This window comes from Candidatus Eisenbacteria bacterium (assembly GCA_016867495.1).
Lineage (GTDB): Bacteria > Eisenbacteria > RBG-16-71-46 > CAIMUX01 > VGJL01 > VGJL01.
The window spans coordinates 1-2,564 of sequence record VGJL01000280.1; the positions used below are offsets into that span (position 1 = coordinate 1).

Sequence of the window (2,564 nt, forward strand, 5' to 3'; positions counted from 1 at the left end):
CGCCGCTTCTCCGCCGCGAGATAGAGCATGAGAAGCGCGGGGATGACGAGCAGTCCCCACAGATATGCGGGCTCAGCGAAGCGCATGGCCGTTCACCTCAGGGAAGCCTCCGGAGAGGGCCCGCGCCAAGGGCGATCTCCAGAAGAAGCAGGGCGAGCGCCGGGAGCAGGAGCGCGCTCCCGAACTCGCTGTAGTCCACATAGGTGCGGGTCTCGACTCGGGTCTTCTCCATCGCGTCGATCTGGCCGTAGACCTCGGCCAGGGCGCCTGCGTCGACTGCGCGGAAGTAGGAGCCGCCGGTCGCCTGCGCGACCCTCCTCAACGTCTCCTCATCGATCTGCACCGGCATCCGCACGTACCTCCTGCCGAAGACGGGGTCTTCGACCGGATAGGGCGCGTCCTCGAGCCCCCCGGCTCCGATCGTGTGGATCCGCACTCCCACCGCGTCGGCCAAGCGCGCCGCCGTGAGCGGATCGATCGTCCCCGCGTTGTTGCGGCCGTCGGTCAGGAGAACCACGACGCGGCTCGGGGAGGCCGCCTCCCGGAGCCGGTTGGCGGATGCCGCGATGGCCATCCCCACAGCCGTCCCATCCTTGATCCCGCCGAAGTCGACTTCGTCGAGCATGCGGAGCAGGACGCCGTAGTCCGTCGTGAGCGGGCACTGCGTGTAGGCGCTCGACGCGAAGACGACCAGACCGATCCTGTCCCCCTTGCGCCCCTCGATGAACTCGCGGGCGACGCGCTTGGCGACCTGGAGCCGGTTGTCGGGCTGGAAGTCCTCCGCCCTCATGCTCCCGGAGATGTCGATCGCCAGCATGATGTCGATCCCTTCCGAAACGACGACTTCCTCCCGCTCCCCGAACTGGGGACGCGCCAGCGCGACGATGAGCACCGCCAGCGCGAGGGCCCTCAAGATCGGCAGAGACTGGCGGGCCCGCACTCTGAAGCCTCGCGACTCCGGGAGTAGCTGAAGGAACGGATGGGCCGCGGCCCTGTCTCGCCGGCCGCCGAAACGAATCCGCCAAAACGCCCAGACGAGGGGAAGGAGGAGGAAAGCGAGGACCCAGGGGTGCCCGAAGCTCACGGCGCGCCTCCTCCCGGATCAGAGGGAGCGCCCGCCGCGAGGAGCTGCACCAGCCCCCGCGACCGATCGAGATAGGCTCGCGCCTCGGCCTGCAGCCGCTCGAGCCGCGCGTACTTGACCAGGTCCCCCTCCGCGAGCCAATCGCGCAGGGATTGCCTCGCCTCGCGCCCGGCGACCCGCGGCAGCAGGATGGCGAGAACCTCGGTCGACGTCGACTCGAGCAGGGGGAGCGCATGCTTCTTCTCGAGATAGGCTCGCACCGCGCGGGAGACACCGTAGTAGAACTCCCGATACAAGCCCTCCTCCAGAAGCCCCGACCGAAGCAGCGAGGCGATCGCTTCGTCGAACTCCTCTTCCGGGCTCGGCCCGGGAAGGGGAGCGCTCGCGACCGCCTTCTTCCTTCTCTTGCGGAGGCCTCGCAGGAAGGCGGCAATCCCGGCGGCCGCGACGACGCCTCCCGCGACGAGCCACGGCCAGACGAGGGGACCGGTTCTCACGACATCCTTGATGTCGCGAAGCCGGGAAGGATCGACTTCGCCGGAGGCGATCTGCCCGATGACGGAGAGCCGGCCGGGAGCGTAGGCGAAGCGGAGCGAATCGCCCGCGGGCGAGAGGCCCACAAGGCGCACAGTGTCGGGCCCCACGTCGCCCAGGCGGTAGGCCGCGATCTCGACCCTCCTCTCGAGCCTCTCCCACCGGCCTTTGCGGATCCGCCGGACGGGATCAGCCCTCAGGATCTTCCACCCGCCCAGGCTATCCCCTGCCTCCGGGAAGACGATCGAGCCGCCCTCGGGAAGGGTCACGGACATGCGCAGCCCGACCGGATCCCCGAGGCCGGCAGAGTCGGCATCGAGCCCGACCCTGATCGATGGGGACGCCGCGACCGGCTCGTCACGGGCTCCGCACCCCGATCCGACGAAGAGGAGACCCCCTGCGAGGAAGGCGAGGAGGCTTCTACCGGCCGGCGGCACGCCAAGCCTCCCTGCGGCGGAAGTAAGCGACCAGAGGCGCCACGGTATCGGAGTCGAGCCGGATCTCGACGCCATCGATACCGCCCCGTTGGAACAGGGTGGCCCGGGCGGCCCTCATCGCCCGCCCCTTCGACGCCGCGGCCGCGCGCGCCCTGGGATCCGAGGTGTCGATGAGGCGCCGGCGCCCGCTCTCGAGGTCGTAGGCCTCCACCAGACCGATGCGCGGGAGATCCTCCTGCCGCGGATCGATCAGGACGACCGGGACCAGCTCATGCTTGCGGGCGGCCAGGAGGAGCGCGTTCTCGTAGGGCTCATCGCACAGGAAGTCGCTCACCACGAAGAGCAGGCTCCGCCTGCGGAGCATCCTGGTGGCCCGCTCGAGAGCCTCGCGCAGACTCGTTCCGGTCCCCTGGCCCCTGTGATAGAGAACCTCCCGGACGATCCGGAGGATGTGGGATCTCCCCTTCCTGGGCGGCACCCACTTCTCCATCCGGTCGCTGAAGAGCATC

The 2,564-nt window shown here is 69.4% G+C and carries 3 protein-coding genes; all 3 read right to left on the reverse strand.

Going from position 1 to position 2,564, the window contains the following annotated elements; translation table 11 throughout:
* Positions 1 to 97: 97 nt before the first annotated feature.
* From FJY88_13420 to FJY88_13430, 3 genes are read right to left on the reverse strand one after another with little or no spacing between them, the layout of a single operon-like run.
* A complete protein-coding gene (locus tag FJY88_13420; GenBank protein MBM3288326.1) occupies positions 98 to 1,084 on the reverse strand; it encodes a VWA domain-containing protein in 987 nt (328 codons plus the stop codon).
* Positions 1,081 to 2,055, reverse strand: coding sequence for a hypothetical protein (locus FJY88_13425; protein MBM3288327.1), 975 nt, complete (start codon positions 2,053 to 2,055; stop codon positions 1,081 to 1,083). The genes FJY88_13420 and FJY88_13425 overlap by 4 nt, the downstream gene beginning before the upstream one ends.
* Positions 2,039 to 2,533 (reverse strand): hypothetical protein, encoded by a 495-nt coding sequence (locus FJY88_13430; protein ID MBM3288328.1) that lies wholly within the window; start codon positions 2,531 to 2,533, stop codon positions 2,039 to 2,041. The genes FJY88_13425 and FJY88_13430 overlap by 17 nt, the downstream gene beginning before the upstream one ends.
* Positions 2,534 to 2,564 lie beyond the last annotated feature (31 nt).